Origin of the sequence: Geomonas sp., assembly GCF_035254065.1 — a bacterium.
In the GTDB taxonomy this organism is placed as follows: Bacteria; Desulfobacterota; Desulfuromonadia; order Geobacterales; family Geobacteraceae; genus Geomonas.
The window spans coordinates 1-16,548 of the sequence record NZ_DATFBA010000122.1 but is presented as its reverse complement, the minus strand read 5'-3'; the positions used below and the strand labels follow the sequence as shown (position 1 = coordinate 16,548).

15 protein-coding genes are annotated in these 16,548 nt (G+C 57.9%); 9 read left to right on the top strand and 6 right to left on the bottom strand.

Annotated features, from left to right (window positions below; genetic code table 11):
• Positions 1-428 precede the first annotated feature (428 nt).
• The 4 genes from VJ604_RS06180 to VJ604_RS06165 all read left to right on the top strand — a co-directional run bounded on the left by VJ604_RS06180 (position 429) and on the right by VJ604_RS06165 (position 4,288).
• Positions 429-794, top strand: a complete 366-nt coding sequence (locus VJ604_RS06180; RefSeq protein WP_324080717.1) for a hypothetical protein — start codon at positions 429-431, stop codon at positions 792-794.
• Between the two features lie 1,003 nt (positions 795-1,797).
• Positions 1,798-2,316: a DsrE family protein gene (locus tag VJ604_RS06175; protein ID WP_324080715.1), complete on the top strand. Its 519-nt coding sequence runs from the start codon at positions 1,798-1,800 to the stop codon at positions 2,314-2,316.
• A 38-nt stretch (positions 2,317-2,354) separates the two neighbouring features.
• The gene (locus VJ604_RS06170; protein ID WP_324080719.1) at positions 2,355-3,140 is read left to right on the top strand and encodes an acyl-CoA dehydratase activase; all 786 of its coding nucleotides are present in this window, start codon (positions 2,355-2,357) and stop codon (positions 3,138-3,140) included.
• Complete coding sequence (locus VJ604_RS06165) at positions 3,137-4,288, top strand: double-cubane-cluster-containing anaerobic reductase (protein WP_324080714.1); 1,152 nt, start codon at positions 3,137-3,139, stop codon at positions 4,286-4,288. Before VJ604_RS06170 ends, VJ604_RS06165 begins: the two co-directional genes overlap by 4 nt.
• A 141-nt stretch (positions 4,289-4,429) precedes the next feature.
• Here the strand turns inward: VJ604_RS06165 and VJ604_RS06160 are convergent, their stop codons facing one another.
• Entirely contained in the window at positions 4,430-5,350 is a 921-nt protein-coding gene (locus tag VJ604_RS06160; protein ID WP_324080712.1) for a DMT family transporter, read from the bottom strand.
• Positions 5,351-5,768: 418 nt separating this feature from the next.
• On the opposite strand from VJ604_RS06160, the gene VJ604_RS06155 reads away from it, so the two are divergent.
• The gene (locus VJ604_RS06155; RefSeq protein ID WP_324080710.1) at positions 5,769-7,064 is read left to right on the top strand and encodes a hypothetical protein; all 1,296 of its coding nucleotides are present in this window, start codon (positions 5,769-5,771) and stop codon (positions 7,062-7,064) included.
• A 42-nt stretch (positions 7,065-7,106) separates the two neighbouring features.
• On the top strand, positions 7,107-7,745 hold the full coding sequence (locus VJ604_RS06150; RefSeq protein ID WP_324080709.1) for a hypothetical protein: 639 nt from the start codon (positions 7,107-7,109) through the stop codon (positions 7,743-7,745).
• A gap of 138 nt (positions 7,746-7,883) precedes the next feature.
• Here the strand turns inward: VJ604_RS06150 and VJ604_RS06145 are convergent, their stop codons facing one another.
• A complete protein-coding gene (locus VJ604_RS06145) occupies positions 7,884-8,519 on the bottom strand; it encodes a flavodoxin family protein (RefSeq protein ID WP_324080707.1) in 636 nt (211 codons plus the stop codon).
• Between the two features lie 132 nt (positions 8,520-8,651).
• Positions 8,652-9,806, bottom strand: coding sequence for an MFS transporter (locus VJ604_RS06140; RefSeq protein WP_324080705.1), 1,155 nt, complete (start codon positions 9,804-9,806; stop codon positions 8,652-8,654).
• Positions 9,807-9,946: 140 nt separating this feature from the next.
• On the opposite strand from VJ604_RS06140, the gene VJ604_RS06135 reads away from it, so the two are divergent.
• Positions 9,947-10,699: a DUF2459 domain-containing protein gene (locus tag VJ604_RS06135; RefSeq protein ID WP_324080703.1), complete on the top strand. Its 753-nt coding sequence runs from the start codon at positions 9,947-9,949 to the stop codon at positions 10,697-10,699.
• A gap of 128 nt (positions 10,700-10,827) precedes the next feature.
• On the opposite strand, the gene VJ604_RS06130 is transcribed toward VJ604_RS06135, so the two are convergent.
• Positions 10,828-11,610, bottom strand: coding sequence for a hypothetical protein (locus tag VJ604_RS06130; RefSeq protein ID WP_324080701.1), 783 nt, complete (start codon positions 11,608-11,610; stop codon positions 10,828-10,830).
• A gap of 89 nt (positions 11,611-11,699) precedes the next feature.
• Positions 11,700-13,265: a hypothetical protein gene (locus VJ604_RS06125; RefSeq protein WP_324080699.1), complete on the bottom strand. Its 1,566-nt coding sequence runs from the start codon at positions 13,263-13,265 to the stop codon at positions 11,700-11,702.
• 523 nt (positions 13,266-13,788) lie between these two features.
• On the opposite strand from VJ604_RS06125, the gene VJ604_RS06120 reads away from it, so the two are divergent.
• A complete protein-coding gene (locus VJ604_RS06120) occupies positions 13,789-14,028 on the top strand; it encodes a hypothetical protein (RefSeq protein ID WP_324080697.1) in 240 nt (79 codons plus the stop codon).
• A gap of 314 nt (positions 14,029-14,342) precedes the next feature.
• Positions 14,343-14,963: a cell wall hydrolase gene (locus VJ604_RS06115; protein WP_324080694.1), complete on the top strand. Its 621-nt coding sequence runs from the start codon at positions 14,343-14,345 to the stop codon at positions 14,961-14,963.
• A gap of 17 nt (positions 14,964-14,980) precedes the next feature.
• On the opposite strand, the gene VJ604_RS06110 is transcribed toward VJ604_RS06115, so the two are convergent.
• A complete protein-coding gene (locus tag VJ604_RS06110) occupies positions 14,981-16,303 on the bottom strand; it encodes a sensor histidine kinase (RefSeq protein WP_324080693.1) in 1,323 nt (440 codons plus the stop codon).
• Between the last annotated feature and the right edge of the window lie 245 nt (positions 16,304-16,548).

Here is a 16,548-nt window from a genome sequence, read left to right as displayed (position 1 = left end):
TGGGAGGTACCATACAGTTCCTTGGAGAGCTTTTTCTTCCTTTTCACGATCTCGCCCGACTCCCGGATCAGGACGTCGTGATGGTATGTTTCCCCGTCGATAGTTATGCTCCCGAATTCCGTACCATCTATCTTCATTTCGGTCACCTCCGGCAACATAATGATCAGTTCCTATCGAGGATTATAGTCCAAATCCTCACTCTGCGGACAGGGCTGCCCGGGTCGGGTAGGTGATGGGGGCGCACCTTTACGCCGACGTGTTGTTCAATCCCTGCACAGATCCCGATCCCTCCTGAAGGTCGATGCTTCCCTACACTCACCAACCCCTATTTTTCTACTTGCCATTGACGTGCATTATATTAATATTCTTTAAGCTTTTGGTGGGCGAGAGCGGACCTGAAAATCCTGGCGAAGGAGGTCACTAACGACATGATTTATGTAACGCTGGACCTCTCGGGTAATGACCGTGTTTTCATCAGCAACTGCTACCGGTATGAAAGCGGCCTGAGAACGTTGGCTCTGTACCGGGAACCACCCCCTGGGCTCCCCTCGCATGACGAAGTGAAGGCTGAGATCGATGGCCTGCAGGGGGATTTCGAGGGGGGGGCCAACGGGGACCGCGTGTTCATTTCTAAACGCAAGATGGCTCGCAAAAAGGTCACCGAAATGTTTAAGAATATCATGTCCTACCTCCGGTCGGTCGCGAAAGAGGACGACATCCCGGCACTTATACAGGCCGGATTCGGGGTTAGGCGGTTCGGTGGTCGGAAGAAGTCCGTTGTTGCACCTGCATAGTCAGTAGGAGATAACAGCCCACCGATGTCCTTCATTGCCCGGGAGTGGCAACAAAAGCCAGGTCCATTCCCGGGCCATTATAGCCTCCCGCTGAGTCCCGATACCTCTATGGTTGGTGCTCCAGATAGCGGAGTCAGTCTCGATCCCCCATGCTTGTTATCAATGACGGGCGCTTTAGTCCCCAACAGGTCATTGTTGGTCCTGCCCAGCTAACCCCATCCATCTCATGCAGACCATGCCCGGTACCACCACTCCACCTCTTAACGTTCAGGGGCACCATGGTTAGGGGGACCGTCCGGGCACTTAGTCCTATCATCCCCATGGTGAGTCTTGTGAAGGTTGTCTATAGTCTCAGCATGCATGTCTTTAGCACTAAACACTGCCTTACTTACACCTTTTCACCCGGTGGGTGGAGACGGAGGTGTGCTTCCCCTCGTCTTTGCATGAGTATCATTCAAGGCATCTTGCTCAATAGTTGCTTATAGATCCCGGATGTTAGGTGTCGCCAAAAGGCCTGCACCGAGTATGAGGTGCGATCATTGAAAACAAGCACTGCGATCATAGGCATCAATCGTTGCAGTGGAACGAACTGGATGCCCCCTTCCGAAGACTGACTACAGGGATGCCCCACCGTGAAAATTGCCCATGTATAGTCTTCAGACGACCATCACGAGACTAACCACGACCATCACGAGACTAACCACAGCCATGACAAGACTAACCACTCCTGCTTCGTAACCTGCCGTCGTCGTGGCAACAACAGCGGTACCACCCCCGCACACGGCCCATCTCGGACATTCCTGTATCGCAAAAAACGAATTGAGGCATCGCTTTTATCAAAACTTCCCATTTGACAGATATCGGCAATGGCCGTAATATCCGGCGTCCGGTTAGCTCCTGTCAATCATGACCCTCTGCGCGGCGTATGGCGTTAGAGGTGATGTCCGGGGCTGGATCTAACCGACTTTGCCATGCAATTTTTCAGAACTGGAGAGTGATGCAGATGAATAAAGACAACGTAGTGACTGAACGTGCGAATGCTCAGTCGGAGGCTGTGAGCAGGCTCGATTTCCTCAAGTCAGTAGGGCTTGGTGCCGGCGCTGCAGGGATTGCCGCCATGATGGGGGGACAGGCTTTCGCCGATATCGAGAAAAAAGGCAAGTACGTCTTTATCATCACCAACGGGACGAACGATCCCAACCGCGCCATTTTAGCCTTGATATGTGCGCGAGCGGTCGCGAGCAAGGGCTGGGGTGATGTGCATGTGTGGATGACTCTGCAGGGGGCCGAACTGAGCCTTAAGGACAAGGCTGCGCGGATGGAGTCGCCAATTTTCAAGAAGTACGGCACGGCCCTCGAACTGATGACCAAGATCAAGGAGAAAGGCGGCAAGTTCGGCGTCTGCCCCCCCTGCTCGGAATACGCCTGCGCCGCGGGTGGCGACAAGCTGGATTACGTCTCCCTGGCCGGGGCCGACTGGCTTATGAAGAATGTCCAGGACGCCTGGGTGCTGTCGCTATAAAACTATGACACCACGCTAGCTGCAGACCAGGAGGGCGTATCAAACTTGCCGGCATTGACATAGGATCGCGAAGCCTGGAGTTCGTTCTCATGGATGGCGACAGTTGTCAGATCGTGGAGCGTTTTCAAGCTGAGACCTCGATCGATCTTGCTGCACAACTGCGTTCGCTCAAAGAGAAAAAGGCCTGGGACGCGCTTGTTTCCACAGGTTACGGCCGGCATCTATCTCAAAAGATGTTAGGTGGCGAAGTGGTGACCGAGATCAAGGCGTACACGACTTCTGCGCACCACTTCTATCCCGATATTCCCACGGTCATAGATCTTGGCGGTCAGGACACCAAAGCCTTGCTGATCAACCGCCACAACGGCCAGCTTGTGAAGTTCGAGATGAATGACAAGTGTTCCGCCGGCACAGGAAAGTTCTTCGAAATGATGGCGGCGACGCTGGGGCTTAGTCTGAGCGAATTGGTGGCAGCCGCAATCAGAGGTAACAAGTCGTTGGAGATCAATAGCACCTGCACGGTATTTGCAGAATCCGAAGTCATCTCGCTGCTGACCACGGGGGTGTCCGTCGAAGACATTGCCAGAGCCATTCACGAGTCGCTCCTGAACAAACTGGTCTCCCTGCTCTCCAGGATGATGACATCGGAGTCGCCGTCGATTCTCTTTGTCGGCGGTGGCGCCAAGAACGTCGCGCTCGTGTCATTGCTATCCGATGCTCTCGGTAAAAAAGTTGTCGTTCCCGAACACCCCGATTTCTTCGGTGCCTATGGCGCCGCCCTTTTTGCAAAACAAACTCTTAACAAACCCATGGAGACGATATGAGTGAACTGCAGCCGCTGTTTGCCGATGATTTTGCCGACTTTCCTCTCAAACGCGCACTCACCCAGGTTGTGAAAAGACGGGAGAGCGGTTCCAAAGTTGTCGGGCTCTACTGCTCCTATGCCCCGGTGGAACTGATCTGGGCCATGGGCGGCGTCCCGGCTGTCCTGTGCGCCTTCTCCAACGCTCCGATAGCCAAAGCGGAAGAGACCCTTCCCACCAATCTCTGCCCGCTGATCAAGTCGAGCTTCGGGTTCATCGAGCTGAAGACCTGCCCCTTTTTCGAGTTGACCGATGCCGTGGTCGGCGAGACCACCTGCGACGGCAAGAAGAAGATGTTCGAGCTCATCGAGAAGCATCGTCCCCTGCACGTCATGGACCTCCCGCAGCGTCCCACCAGCGAAGGCGCCGTGGAGTATTGGAAGCAGTCGGTAACGGGATTGAAGAGATTCCTGGAAAGGGAATTCAATGCGGCGATCACCGATGAGGCACTGGAAGAGAGCATCCGGGAGACCAATCTCAAAAACAGCCTCGTGGAAGAGATTTTCGGTTTTGGCGCTCACAACCCCTCGGTTATCAGCTGGCAGGAAATGTACGAAGTCGCGACCTATGCCATAGTTTCCAATGGCAATGAGGCCGTTGCCAAGCTGCAAGAAATCATCGGCATACTCACAGAGCGCCGCGAGAAAGGACTCTTCATCTCGAAACCCGGCGGCAAACGCGTTCTGATAACGGGATGCCCTATCGGCGGAGATGTGCTGAAGGTGCTCAAGCTTATCGACGAAGAGGGGGCGACGATTGTCGGTCTCGACAGCTGTACGGGCCTTAAACCGTATGTCGGCAGGATTGAAGAGGGCAGTGGCGATCCTTTGATGGCTATTGCCAAGCGCTATCTCCAGATCCCGTGTGCTTGCATGTCTCCCAACACCGGGCGTATGGATACCCTCCAAAAACAGGTCGCTCTGCTCAAGCCGGATCTCGTCATCGATCTCGTGCTGCAGGCATGCCATACCTACAACGTGGAAGCCGTGAAGGTGGAGTCCTTCGTCAGAGACGACCTTGGAGTGAACTATCTCAAAGTCGTGACCGATTTCTCTCCTCAGGACATCGGACAGCTGAAGACCAGGATCGGCGCGGCGCTGGAGATGTAGCTGTAAAATAAAAAAGCCCTGGCTACGGTGTAGCTCCAGGCAGATGGTATTAAAAAACCGGTTACCGCCAATCAGTGCGGTAACCGGTTTTTCTTTGATATTCAGCAGGTTGGGGGAGGTGTGTAGAGGGGGGCTGCGTCGCTACTCGATGTGGTGGACGGCGAGCTCACTGTCGGTTGCCTCTCGCCCCGGCTCCTCCCGTCCCCATAGTTGGAGGATCAAGGCACCTGACAGCAGGATGCCGCCGCCGCACGCTTGCAGCGGCGTGATGCTCTCGCCCAGCAAAAGCGCGGAAAGGAGCACGGTGATCAGCGGTTCCAGCATCGATATGATGGCGGCGTTTGTCGAGCCGATGAGGCGCAAGCCGGCGAAGAAGCCGGCGACGGCGATCACGGTCGGGAAGACGGCAACACCTGCGATGCTAAGCCACGCGGTTTGAGAAATGGCGAGGTTCAAGGTACCGCTGAACAGGCCGTAGGCAAGGAAGGTAAGGCCGGCGGCGGCGCAAACGTAGACCGAGGTGACCAGCGGGTGGAGGTTCTTCAGGATCCTGTTGCCGATCAGGATGTAGCAGCTGTAGATGACGGCCGCTCCCAGGATGGAAAGAACGCTCTCCATGTTGGCGTCGCTGAAGGAGGCGCCCAGCAGGAGCACGAGACCGGCAGAACAGACGGCAAGGGCAACTCCCTTCACCGCAGTGAAACGCTCTTCTCCGGTGAGCACAGCGAGGACCGTGACCAGGGCGGGATAGGTGTAGAGCAGCATCCCCGTGAGCGAGGCGGGGAGGCGTTCCACGCTGTGGGCATACAACCCGGACATCCCGCCATAGCCGGCGGCGCCCATCAGTGCCAGCTGGCAGGCTGTCCTGCGGCTGACGGCGAGGGAGATGCCACGAGCCTTGATCAGCACGAGCATCAGTAAAGCCGCGATGAGGAAGCGGCCGGCGAGGATGGTGGTGATGTTGGCGCCGCCTGCCAAGGCGTACTTGATAAAAATGCCGAGGGTGGCAAACCCTGCAGCGGAGGCGACGATGATCAAGGCCCCGCGGTTTTTTTCGTGCATCAGGAAGTCCTTGGTACTTCACATGAAAGGGTACTCTGGACGGTGCGCAGCAAGAAGCTGATCGTAATCGCCGTCTCCTTTCCCTAGCATTTGTGCGGGGGGAATGGTTTGCCTGGAGCTGTAGAAATGTCGCGCGCTGGCCTCGTGATCATCGGCGCAAATTGATCGCTACTCTACCTTGACTCCTTTTTTTTATCAAGGATGTCCCCGTACAAAAGTCTCTTTCGCACATTACCCAGTGCGTGATTTGCCATGTACTTCACTTCCAGTACCCCTCTCAATCGTCTGCTGGATCCACAGAGGTGGGCACAGCGATGATCGTAAAAGTGGGTGCCAGAGAACTTTGCGCCTTCATGACCTGTTGCTAATGGCTTCACTGGAAACGATAATAAAAGATTGAGGATTTTCTGGAGGTATCATGATCGAAGTGATACAGCCGACTCGGGGAGAGAGGTTCGTACGTCTGGTCCTGACGCGACTAATCAAGGTGCTGGTGGCGGTAGTGCTCTTGACGCCTGCCGCCTGTGCCCACCAACGGCAGGCTGACCTCATCCCATTCACGGGGAAGACTGCAGCCTCCGTCGAGGAAGCGGGCCCTTCCCAAAAAGTGCAGACCCCGGGGAGCGGGATGCTTTCCGCATCAGGCCGGGGAGTTCGGGCTGGCTCACTGGTGGGAGCGGGGGCAGGGACGCAGTGCGGTTATCTTGCTATCCTCTGCATGCCGGCTTTCGGAGTCGTTGGTGCGCTTGGCGGAGGGGTCTACGGAGCGGTTGCCGCAGAACCGAAGTCGCTGTTGGAAGAAGCGGAGCGGGTGCTCTATGATGCCATAGCCGAGGCTGAAATCGGCAAGAGCACAGGCCTGCACCTCGTGGAATACGCAAAGGAAAACGGGCATACCATCGAGCTCGCTCCTGCTGCAGTTGCCGTGACCAGTGGGGGGGGGGGCGGCACCGCCCTTGGAGACGCGGGATACGAGATGATCCTCCAGGTAAGCGATATCCATCTGGTACTGCTTCCTGCTCCTGTAGGTGTGACGGAGGTTATTCCCCGCCGCCGACTCCTGGTGCAGGCCCAGGTCCGGTTGCTCAGTGCCGCTCGCAAAGAGGTGGTGGCCGATCGAATAGTGACCTCTACCCTGGGATCCACCCTGGAGCTGAAAGAGTGGGTCAAGGATCATGGGCAGGCACTGCGAAAGGAGACTCAGGCAGCTTCGCGGGTGCTGGCCGAAGAGATCGTCAGCGAGCTTTTCCTGCTCCAAAAGTTCCCAGTGCGTACGATATCTGCGCGGGCGCCGCTGTTCGAGCTTTCCTTGTCTGGTGTTATGCCGATTCATCCGGCCTTGCCAAACGGTCCGGCAGACGAGCCATCCTGCGAGTCGGTGATGCCGACCTTGGAATGGGAGCCGTATCCTGGAGAAGAAGTCAGCTATGATCTGAAAATATGGGAAAGATACGAGCTGACGACCGGTGTCCTGGTTTATCACAGGGAGCGACTCGAGACCACATCACACAAGCTGGAAGAGCCTCTGCAACCCGCGAGGGGTTATGTGTGGTCAATACGGGTCCATTTCAGGAAGGATGGCAGGAGTTGGGTTACCGAGTGGAGCAGCTATCAATTTGGGCCGAACCTGACAGGCAAGGTGATGACCATGGGGTTGGCACCGCAGCGAGGCCAATCCTATTACTATTTCCGAACACCAAAGTCTTCCAAATGATGGTGGATGATCTATCGACGCAGTGGCAAGTCGGAGGTGATCATGCTAGATAGGCTACGGGGATTTGGACTTCTTGTCTCCTGCGCATCGACTCTCCTGTTGTCTTCATGCCTGTCGTATCCCGATTACCCGTCTAATAGGCCACAGCTTCTGCCGGAAACCTCCAAAATCGAAGAACTCCTGGACTCTTACTATGACTGCCACGGTGTCGAACCGAAGAGCGGTAGTCCGGCTCCAATCTCTGTTGTTCTTGGCGCAAAACGGGACCCGTTCGTGGATTGCGATGCCATCCGTGTTAGAAAAACTGCTGCCGGAATCGAGCTGGTGGCAATCCGGGATGGAGCGGACGCCGGGAGTGTGGAGCTGGTAAAAGGGAAGGATTATCTGGTGGAATCGTCCTGGATCACCTTGCCGCCGGTCAATCAGTCCAGCGGCGGGTGGTTTCAGTCAATCCGGTACAAGCTGACTTTGAACCAGAACATGGACTTGGTAGCCTACTCAAATTACTTCGCCTCAGGCTCAATAATCATCATCCCTGTCTTCGAGAACCACAAAGGGTGGCTGATCTTCAGCAACAAGGGAGTAAGTTGCGAGGTCGCGCAGCCCCTGCCTTGGCCGCAACTGAAGGAGGATTTCGTCCAGGAGCAGATGCGCGAGCTGAGGCTTATAAAGGAGAAGTGAGCGATCACGCGGTCGACGAGGGACTCAAGGCCCCTGTCGTCCTATTCGGGGAAGTGAGAAGGGGACAGACTCTTTTGCCCATCAAGAGACTGTCCCCTTTTCCGTTCCCCGGTTTCAGCTTATTCTTTCACTCGTTTCTCAGTGGATAAAGCTGAAGTAGGTTTTGGGTTCACGTTCGGGCGGGGCGATGGTTTCTTTGCCATGTTCCACCAGTTTCATCAGCCAGGCCATGTTCTTCCCGAGGACCCGCATGATCTGCACGCCCTCGGCATCCTGGGCTACTTCCCCCGGAGCGCGGCCGTGGATCACGTTCCAGTAGTTCGAGGTCGGCATCAGCATCTCGGCGTAGTTCAGGAAGTTGTTCAGCTGCTCGAAGGTCGGCAGGCCGCCGGAGCGCCGCACGGCGACCACCGCAGCGCCCACCTTGTGACGGAGCATGCTGTCGTTGACGCTGGTAACGAAGAAGGCACGATCCAGAAAGGATTTCATGGTTCCGCCGACGGCGGAGAAATGCACCGGCGAGCCCAGGATGATGCCGTCGGCCTCTTTCATCTTCTGGATCCAATCGTTGACCTCATCGCCCGGCAGCACGCACTGCTCGTTCTTTTTCTTCACGCACTGGTAGCAGGCAGTACAGCCTCTGATCGTCTTGTTGCCGACATGCACGATCTCGGTCTCGATCCCCTGGTTTTCGAGTTCCGCGGTCACCATCTTCAGCGCCTGCCAGGTGTTGCCTTCCTTGTTCGGGCTGCCGTTAAAAGCTACGACTTTCATAATCTCTCCTTCGCAGTGTGGACTCAAATTTACGGTGGACGTCGTCTACTGTTATGCCAAAAAAATCCTACTTTCGCAGTGCCTTAGCCAAAAAATGTAAAAGCTCGTGGAGGGGTCGTGTCGAAAGTGGTGTCATGGGGACTGCGACGCCATCTTCCTGCGTCCCCTGATCATGACTCCGGCCAGCACTGCCAGGCTTCCCAGCACCAGGTTGGAGACCAGAAAGGCGTGCTTCGCCCCCTGGTGCTCGAGATTGCCCCACATGCCGCCGGCGAGGATGCTCCCCAAGGCCTGCCCGGAGACTCTGGCGATGGAGAGGAAACCGGAGGCGACGGCTTCGGTTTCTTCGGGGGCCTGCGCCAGTACGGCCGCGTTGTTGGAGGCCTGGAAGAGCGCCCTGCCGAAGCCGACACCAGCCAGTCCCAGCGCCACACGGCCGGTCACCCCCTGCAGCAGGGAGGAGAGGGCCAGCACGACGCTCCCTAGCCAACTGACCCGGTCGAACCCCTTGTGGTCAGACAGTTTCCCCGCCCAGGGCCCCAGGAACAGCAGCATGACGGGGGGGACCAGCATGAAGAGTCCGACCTTGGTCGGGCTCATGCCGTTCGCCTCCAGGTAGAAGGGCCAGAGGATGTTGGTCCCGAACGACTGTGCGTAGAAGAGCACGGTCGCCACAAGCGCCAGCAGAAAGCAGGGTGTGGCCACCACCCGCCGCAGGCTCTCGCGCAGCCCCACTCCCCGCAGTTCGCCCAGGTTCCCCGACAGCAGCAAGGCCACCACCCCGAGCGGCAGGTTGATGTAGAAAATGCTGCGCCAGCCGAAGGCGTCCACCATCAGCCCGCCTATTGGAGGGCCGGTAAGGGTCCCGGCGGCGACGGAGGCCGACACCATGCCGAGCGCCCAACCTTTGCGCTCCTTGAAGGTTGCCGCGGCGAGCCCCGGCACGAGACCGATCACGCCGGCTCCCGCGATCCCCTGCACGAAGCGCAGCGACAGGAGGGTGAACAGGTTGGGCGAGATGGCGAGAAACAGTGACACTACGCTAAAGGCGAGCAAGGATACGCGGTACACCTTGACGGTGCCGATGCGCCCCGCCAGCGCGGACAGCGGCAGAAAGGTCAGCGCGGAACCGATCAGGTACAAGGATGCGGCTCCCTGGACGGCCGCCGCGTTGGTGTGGAACCCCGCCGCGATGGTGGGCAGGGCCAGTTGCAGGGCGCTGGCATCCAGGGTGGAAAGGGTGACGCCGATCAGCAGGGCGGCGAGACGAACATCAAACTTGACCAATGGGGACCCTCTTTGCAGGCGGCATGATGCATCCTGCAGGTTATAGCGCTATGATTCAGGGAGCTTATCCCGGATGACTCTAGCATCTCGCTGATCATAAGGAAAATATATAAATGTTATCGAATCAATGCGAAAAGGTTATGAAGAGGCCGTCGCTGATGGAACGTCCTGCCGGCGCCAGCGGAGCCCCGCTCGGAAAGATATTGGCTGACACGGTATCACGCTTTTCGAATCTGGGGAAACTGTGGCTGCCACTGGTCGCTTCCTTGCTCATGCTCTCGGCTGGCTGTGCCGGCAACGAGTGGAAGTATCCGCCGGCGACCAAAGCCGAGGAGCGGTCGATCTATGTGGTCAGTCACGGATGGCACACGGGAGTCGTGCTCTCAAGAGAGGAACTGGGGGCGCAACTGGGCTTCGTCAGCCAGTACCTCCGGGAGGGGCGCTACTACGAGTTCGGCTGGGGCGAGGCTGAGTGGTACCAGGCCGAAAAGGTCACACCCTGGATTTTCCTGAAGACGGTATTCTGGAGCAATCCCAGCGTGATGCATGTCGTCTCCCTGCCGGTTACCCCGGACAGGTTCTTCAGCGGCAGCGACGTCGTCGAGCTCACTCTGTCGGAAACGGGGCTGGAACATTTGAAGGAGGAGCTGCGGGCGAGCTTCGCCTTCGACCCGCAGATGCGCCCGTATCCCTTGAAGAGGAGCCCGGACGGCGAAAGTAGCTTCTTCAAGGGCGAAGGTAACTACCTCATCATCAACACCTGCAACAGATGGACGGCGAAAGTCCTGCACAGCGGAGGGGTGCCGATGGACACCGCCTTCACCCTTCGCGCCGCGAGCGTCATCAGGCAGGCCCGAGACGCCAAGAACAACTTTGGTGGCAAGCCACGGTGACCCGGAGGACAGGTGGCTGGCCACCATCATCTTCACTTTGGGGGGGCTGGGAGGGCGGCGGCGCGCCTGCCCCCCCTTGGACGGAGTTGGCGTCCTCAGCGGTTACTGAGGGCGATGGTGCGGGTGGGTTACTTCTTCTGCACAGGATCCGACTTCAACGGGGCACATGCCCCCTGTACGTATTCCATGCCGGGCAAAGGTATGCGGTAGGAGTTGGTTTGGAAATCCCAGGTCCACAACGGCGAGCTCGACATGATCCCGCCATTGTCACCGGTGCAGGTGCCGTTGGTTCCCAGGAAGGCGGTCTTCTTTATCGGGCAGTGACAGCTCAGCGGTTTCTCGGGATTGGAGGGGTTCTCTATCTCGGTGCAGGGAGCGGCATCACAGACAGCCCAGGCTGAATCCCCGGTATAGTGTGGCGCGATTGGATCACAAGCTGCCGGTGTCACCTCTAAAAGGGTGCACCACCCACGGTAAGAGAATGTTGATACCCACTGGTACTTCACGTTGTCCACCTTGTACTGCCCATCCTTGATGGCCTCACAAACGGGAGCTTCATCTACCTCGCACGGGTGTTGCTTGGTGCACTTGATATCGGTCCGGCGTTTGACCTCGGGATCGAGGATGGCACTGGTTTGCACGATGTGGGTTTCATTGACCCGGTAACAGTCGCAATCGGCCGTGTCGCCATTGATCTGGCAGTCGTAGGATGCACTACAGAGGGCGTGCCAGCCGGTGCAGACCACAAATTCCTGGGGCCGTAGCATGAGCTTTAGTGAGTTGGCAGTCGAGGTGTCGGCAACTTCGGCGATCTGTTGCGGGCCTTTCTGAGCCAGGGCGCTGGCAGGATCGAGATTGGCTACTAACAGGAACAGGAGCGAATTCAGCAGGAACGTAGCGACTCTTTTCATTGTTCCACCTCCTGGCTGCGACATGGTGACTGTGGGGGAGGCGCAGGTCCTAGCAGGACGCAGGGACCCGCGCAGTGATAGCCAGCTGATCATTGGGGCCGCTGCAGTTGCAGCAGCATGGAAGGCAATACCGACTGGGAGTCGGGCCCCCGTTGCGTGCCGGGCTTGATGTAGTCGCGTACGCTGAGTGCGGCGTAGTCGCCCACCGGGACCATCGACTCCGATATCGGCAAGCAGTTCTTCCCGGTCAGCGTATCCAGGCCGGAACAGTCTCTTGTGAAGTAGTAAAGGAAGAACTTGTCGGTATTGTTAACCACTTCCTGGTAGGCTTTCGCGGTGTTTTTCAGCTGTGCATCCGAAAGGTTGGCGACCCCCACGAGCCGTGACTTCTGGTTGACGCCGAAGCCGACGTAGGTCGCATTTCCGGTTTGCGTCCCCAGCGTTCCCGCAACGGCATAGATCTCGCCATTGTCCAACGGCAGCGGGCCATAGAATTGGTAGCTCGCGTCCCAGTTGTCGAGGAGGCAGTCCTCGCCGATCTCGCGGCAGAGCGGACCCACGGTATAAGGCGGGTATCGCTGGACATCTATGAAGGTCGCGGCCTTGTCAGAACAGTCGGCATTGGCGCAGGGCTGGCCCCATTTCTTGCCGACTTCCGCCAAAAGCGCGCCGACATCGGGTTTATAGCCAAGCTCGTCCACCGCCGTCCTCTGTTCGAGCTGGAGTGGCGGATACGGTTGGACCTGCCGGTCTGAGCGCGTGTCCCTGACCCGCAGCACTACCAGGGGGAGGTTCTTTCTCCAGATACTCGAGGGGGTGCCTGTCCCTCCGCCGTCCTTTGGCTCGGCATAGCGCACAGCCGTGGTGAAGTTGTCGGAATCTTTGCCGAGGCCGGTTATCATGTCGGAGGGTATCTGCTCGGTGAAGACGTCCTTGTCCTGGACGCCGATGCCGGCAAACGCCTGCCGCACGGCCTTGTTCATGAAGCCGTCCGGGGTGATGATGAAATAGCGGATCTCTCCAAAAGAACCCTTCGATTGGTTTTGTATGACGACGTTGTTGTTCGGCATGCTCAACATCGAACAAGACTGGACACGCTCGTCGTCACCTGGAACGGTTGCGAAGAAGATATCGACGAAGCCGTGCATCAAGGTGTCGACGTTGTAGTAGGTTTGGCTATCGGTTATGATGCTGCCTTTGTGCGTGAAAAGCCAAGTCTGTTCGGAGAAAAACGCGCCCGGAGGGGGGAGCTGTGCGAGTATGATGATGGCCTCGCGGGGGTCGAGGCGGTAGATATCGATATACCCGTGGCGTGACGGCCCCCACAGGTTGCTTTTGTCGTCCACGAATTCTCCCGGCCATGGCTTGACCGCGAAGGTTACATAAGGGGCGGCGGGATTATTCCCGTAACATAGTCCCATCTTGTCGAAGGTATAGGTGCAATCTTCGATGGTGTAGAGTTTGGCGTACCCGTCGGTGACCTCGAAGCCCTGCTTCTGCAGGTCCTGCATGAGGTGGCGAGCCCTGCTCTCGACCTGCCCCGCTACGTTGCTTTGCGGGATGCTGCTGTCAGCCAGGGCCAGTGGTTCTCCTCTACTGAAAAAGCTGGTGAAGGCGAGCAACAGGCAAACGAGAAATCGGCGATGGATAGTCATGGCGTCTCTCCTTTCGTTAGCTGTTTCCTGGGCAGGTGGGGGGCCGACATCACAATTTCTTCAGGGACTGGGAGGGTGGTGTGGGGTAGATGACGAGAAAAAACCCTTAAATTATAGCATCATTTTCTTGTCATGCTGGGATGGATGGTGGGACAGATAAAAGAAAACCCATGACATCATGAGCACTCGCAATGGAGTGAAGAGATGAGATCATGGGTATCATTTTGCCCTAATAGCCTTTCCGATTCTGGAGGCTTCCGATCGGAGCTTATTCCTCGGGCGCCGGTGTGGGCGCAACACGGGTCCAACCCGCCGAGCAGTGTTTCACGTACGGGTAGTAACCACTCGGGTCGTTGCAGTAATACCAGTACTGAGGGGGCGCCGGCGCGTCAATGACTACGTCCGGTTCGCTGTACACCACGGTCGGCGCGGGGTACGGATAGCTGTACGGGTAATAGTACGGGTAGTAGGGGCCCCACCACGGTCCGACACCAAAGACAAAGTCGACTCCGCCACCATGTCCGTGTCCGCCATGCCAGCCGCCACCGTGCCAGCCGCCGCCATGCCAACCGCCGCCACCCCAGTGTCCGCCACCACCGTTCCAGCGTGCAGCACCGCCACCCCAGTGACCTGCACCGCCACCCCAGTGGCCGCCACCACCGGCACTTACGTGACCGCCGCCAAAATGGCCGCCACCGCCATGCCCCCCACCGCTGAAGGCCATCGCACTGGTTGCTCCGGTACCTCCGAGCGCCAAAGCTAAAGCCGCGACTACTGCCACTAGTACTTTTCTCATATGAACACCTCCCACAATCGAGAGATGCGGTTTTTGGTGACCTCCCGATCTTGGCCTGGCCGGCTCAGCTGCACGCCAGTCAGTCAGGGCTTACTTCTTTCCTGCCATAACTAAAGTATACGCTTGTAAGTGTGCAAAAAATAAGGAAAGGCTGGCGCTGAGAGAGGGCCTTGGGCGGCTGCGTTGACTATGTTGTCACCATCAACTTACAATGGAAACTGGGACGTTCCCTGATCCATCCAGAGCTTGACCGGTTTCTCACCTTTTTTCGGAGGCGGGATATGCGCGAGTTATGGATAGTAATCGGTATGGTCGCTCTTTTAAGCACCGGCGAGGCCGCCGCGTCCGACCAGGCACAGAAAGTGGAGACCGCCGAGAAAAAGGCCCACGTGCTGGAGAAGAAGGCGGCAGGGGAGGGGGGAGCGGTCCCAATTCCTGCGGCCGTCAAGATCAAGAAAGTGGAAGTGCAAGCGGTCGATCCGGCCGGCAAGGGCGCCTTGGACAACGCCATCACCTGCCTTTCTCGCAGCATCTATTGGGAGGCCAGAGGGGATGGAGCTGCCGGCATGGAAGCTATCGCCAATGTCGTGATGAACAGGGTCGGCCACCAAGGCTTTCCCGATTCCGTTTGCAAGGTGGTCAAGGAGGGGCGTCAGCAGGGTGTTTGCCAGTTTTCCTGGTGGTGCGATCACCGTTCACACGTAGCGAAGGATGAGAAGTCCTACGCTCTGGCCAAGGAGATCTCTCGAAAAGCGCTGAACCGGCAGCTGCCTGACCGGACACACGGCGCGCTGTATTTCCACCACCGGAAGGTGCATCCGAGCTGGTCCAAAAAATACATCAAGACCGTACAGGTCGGCGAGCTGGTCTTCTACAAGCCTCGTGGCGGCACAGCAAAATGACGGGATGCACCGCCGTCTCAGGTTGCCGGGAGGGTGAAGAAGAAGGTCGCGCCGGTTCCCACCGCCCCTTCGGCCCACACCTCTCCGCCGTGCCGCTCGATGATCCGCTTCACGGTGGTCAGCCCCACGCCATTTCCCTCGAATTCGGCGCCATGCAGCCGCCGGAACGGCTCGAAGAGCGCATCCCGGTAGGTCATGTCGAAGCCCGCCCCGTTGTCGCGCACGTAGAAGACCTGCCGGTTCTCCAGCTCGGTGCTGCCAAAGGCGATGGTGGCAGCCGCCGTGGCGGAGGTGTACTTCCAGGCGTTCCCCAAGAGGTTCTCCAACACCTGCAACAGCAGGGTCTTGTCCCCGTGGGCCGTCTGGTTGGGGGCGACCACCACTTCCACCCTGCGGCCAGGCTCCAGTTCGCTCAGCCGCTTGCAGACCCAATCCGCCAACTCGCTCAGATCGACGATCCCCCGGCTGAGATCAGCCCGGCTGACCTTGGAGAGTGCGAGCAGGTCGTCGATCAGGTCCCCCATCCGCCTGCTGGCCGTGCAGGAGCGGGTCAGCAGAGCGCCGGCCTCGCTGGGGAGTTCAGCGCCGAAATCCTCGGAGAGGATGGAAAGGTAACTGTTGATGTGGCGCAGGTGGGCCCTGAGGTCGTGGGAGACCGAATAGCTGAACGATTCCTGCTCCTTGAGCGATGCCTGCAGGCGTGCCGTCCGTTCCCGGACCCGCAGGTCCAGCTCCTTGTTGAGGATGAGCAGCGAGGCCTCGACCTGCTTGCGCTCCTGCAATTCCCGCTCGAAGGCGGTCACCACGATCAGGAAGATGATGGCACAGAAGATGGAACTGAAGGAAAAGCCGGTGGCCAGGTCGAGTACGCGGTCGGAGGCGCTGTGATAGGGGGTGATCCAGGAGGGGTTACTCTTCTCCAAAAGGAGGAGCAGGCCGTTGTCGACCGAGAGCACGAAAACTGCCAGCAGCCGCACCATGCCCCGGAAAAAAAACAGCGGGTACAGCAAGAGGGGGAAAAAGAAGTAGTCGATGCTTCCATCAGAGCCGCCGTTCAGGAACCAGCATGCATTTATGACGGCGATGCCAATGACGTAATAGCTGCGGATCAGGTGCCGCCCTGTCCAGGATGCGGCGAAGAGGCAGACGCTGGCGATGCCGTAGATGGCAACGATGATGTTCAGAAAAGGGTTAAGGTCCTGCAGCAGGTTGGTGGGGAGCACGCCGAACAGACAGATCAACGAGATGCTCAAAGTGACCAGTCGAAAAAGGCGGATTTCCGGGCCGACATTTTCGCCACGCCCGAAGAATTCCCACAGTTGCTCCATAAGCTTTTCCATCTCGGTTCCTCGTTGATGGAGAAATTTTATATGGCGCCATTAATTACATATTTCTTGTAAAAAATCCAGTCCCTGTCACAAGAATTTTCGAGATGTTGACCGGACTAGCCGCGCCGTTCCGGTACCGGGGCGGGGGACAGCGCGGGTTTGCCGGCAATGTTCAAAGGTGGGCGGTTGGTGATCAGCACGCAGGGGCCCTGGGTGCCGAGGACGGCCGGAGCGGGTGTCAGGCGGTGCTGCAGGGC